General features: G+C 70.6%; 1 protein-coding gene and 1 pseudogene. Both read right to left on the reverse strand.

The genetic code is table 11. The features are described from left to right. Positions 1-164 (reverse strand): annotated as a pseudogene (locus TX78_RS13270) (integrase core domain-containing protein); the annotation flags it as partial. A gap of 230 nt (positions 165-394) precedes the next feature. Then, complete coding sequence (locus TX78_RS09460; protein ID WP_044495730.1) at positions 395-1,339, reverse strand: alpha/beta fold hydrolase; 945 nt, start codon at positions 1,337-1,339, stop codon at positions 395-397. Between the last annotated feature and the right edge of the window lie 473 nt (positions 1,340-1,812).

Raw genomic sequence — 1,812 nt, forward strand, 5'->3', positions numbered from 1 at the left:
CATTGCCGAGCGTAGTCGACGGGTGCGAGGTAGCCGAGCGATGAATGCCGGCGGTCGTGGTTGTATTCGGTCTTCCAGTCGCCGATCACGACCTGGGCGTGGAGCAGCGAGTAGAAGCTGTTGATGTTCAGGCACTCGTCGCGGAGCCTGCTCTCGGCATCCTCGCCTTCACTTCGGCGAGGTCACCCGTGGCCAGGCCTCTCGCCCTCGCTGCGCCACCGGCGACATCCTCCGCTTCGCGAGGTCACCATGGACGAGCCCCTCGCTGGGCGACGCGTGCGTCCCGTCATGGCCTGAGACCTCACATCACCGACGGGGCCCTGCCGAGAGACGATCCTCACGGCAGGGCCCCGTCACGGTGCTTGGGCGCGAGCGGCCGGGTGCGCCTCGGGGGTCAGGCGTCGTCCCGCCCGGCGGCGCGGTGGACGAACTCGATGAGGGAGTTCTCCATCTCGGCGCGGGTCTCGGGCTCGTTGTGAACCTCGTGGCGGACGTCGGGGTAGATGTGGAGTTCGACGTCGTGGCCCTTCTCCTCCAGGCGCCGGGCGACCTCGCGCGCACCCTCGCCGTAGTTGGTCACCGGGTCCTCCGCGCCCGCGAAGATCGCGACGGGAACCTGCGGAAGGCGGTCGAAGAAGTCGTCGCCGTTGGCCTGGTCGTACACGTCGACGAAGCCCTGCAGGAACCGGTTGCTCAAGGGGGCGCCGAAGTTGTTGAAGGGGTCGCGGCCGTGATCACGGACGACGTCCGCGTTGCGCGCCACCCAGTCCGTCGGGCCGAAGTCCGGGCCGAGGCGGTCGTAGAAGCCGTCGAACAGCTGGCCCACCAACGCATCCGCAGCGGGGGCGGAACCGTCGGCCGCCACGGCAGCCTTCAGGGCCTCGCGATCCAGCGTCGACTCGACACCGCGCATGCCCACGGCGATACCGCCCAGCGCGAGCCTGTCGACCTCGACACCCGGCTGCAGCACCAGCGCCCGCGCGATCATCGACCCCAGGCTGTGGCCGAACACCACGTACGGCAGGTCGGGGAACAGCTCCTTGGCCTTCCGGTACAGCGTCACCTCGTCCTGCACGATGACCGTCGCCGACTCGTCACCGGCGTCACCCCACGTCCCCGACTGCATCGCCGTCCGACCGTGACCCGCGTGATCGTCCGCGACCACGACGAACCCCGCATCCACCAGCGCGGCCGTCATGTGCAGGTACCGGCGGGAGTGCTCGCCGAGACCGTGGATGAGCTGGACCACCGCCACCGGCGTGACCGCCGGTTCGTACACCCAGGCCTGGATGGTGTCGGTGCCGTTGTGCGACGTGAACTCGAGTTCGCGCAGAGCCATGCTGACCTCCTCGTCATGCCCCTCGGGCGGGGAGCTCGACGGTATGACCCTATCGTACCTGCCGACAACGGGATGTCCGGCCCCCGACCTCCGTCGCCCACTCGCGGAACTCCCTGTCGCGGGCGCTGAGAGCGGCAGGTACGCGCCCAGCCCGTCCCGAGAGCCGCGTGACCGGGTCCGGACCCGGCGGCCCGGCAGGGTCACCCCCGGTGGGGGGCCGCGTCCCGCCCGGATCATTCCTGCCGGCCCGCCCCGTGGCACTTCGGACGCTCTGTGCCGGCGCCGGGCGTGCCCGTCCACGACCGGACGGCCCGCAGAACGTGGACCGGGCCTCGGCATCGCGGCTAAGGAAGGTGAGGCCGGGGTCGATCAGACAGGCGACACGGGACATCACATGGAGAAACGGCGTCCCCGCTCCGGTGCTGCGTGTACCCGACGACGGCCCCCCGGCCGACGAGCCCGGCGCCGACGAC

The sequence above is a fragment of the Nesterenkonia massiliensis genome (assembly GCF_000455245.1).
GTDB classification, from domain to species: domain Bacteria; phylum Actinomycetota; class Actinomycetes; order Actinomycetales; family Micrococcaceae; genus Nesterenkonia; species Nesterenkonia rhizosphaerae.

Excerpts from the sequence above, each read along its gene's own strand:
- TX78_RS09460 (WP_044495730.1), bottom strand. The coding sequence starts at position 1,339 with ATGGCTCTGCGCGAACTCGAGTTCACGTCGCACAACGGCACCGACACC.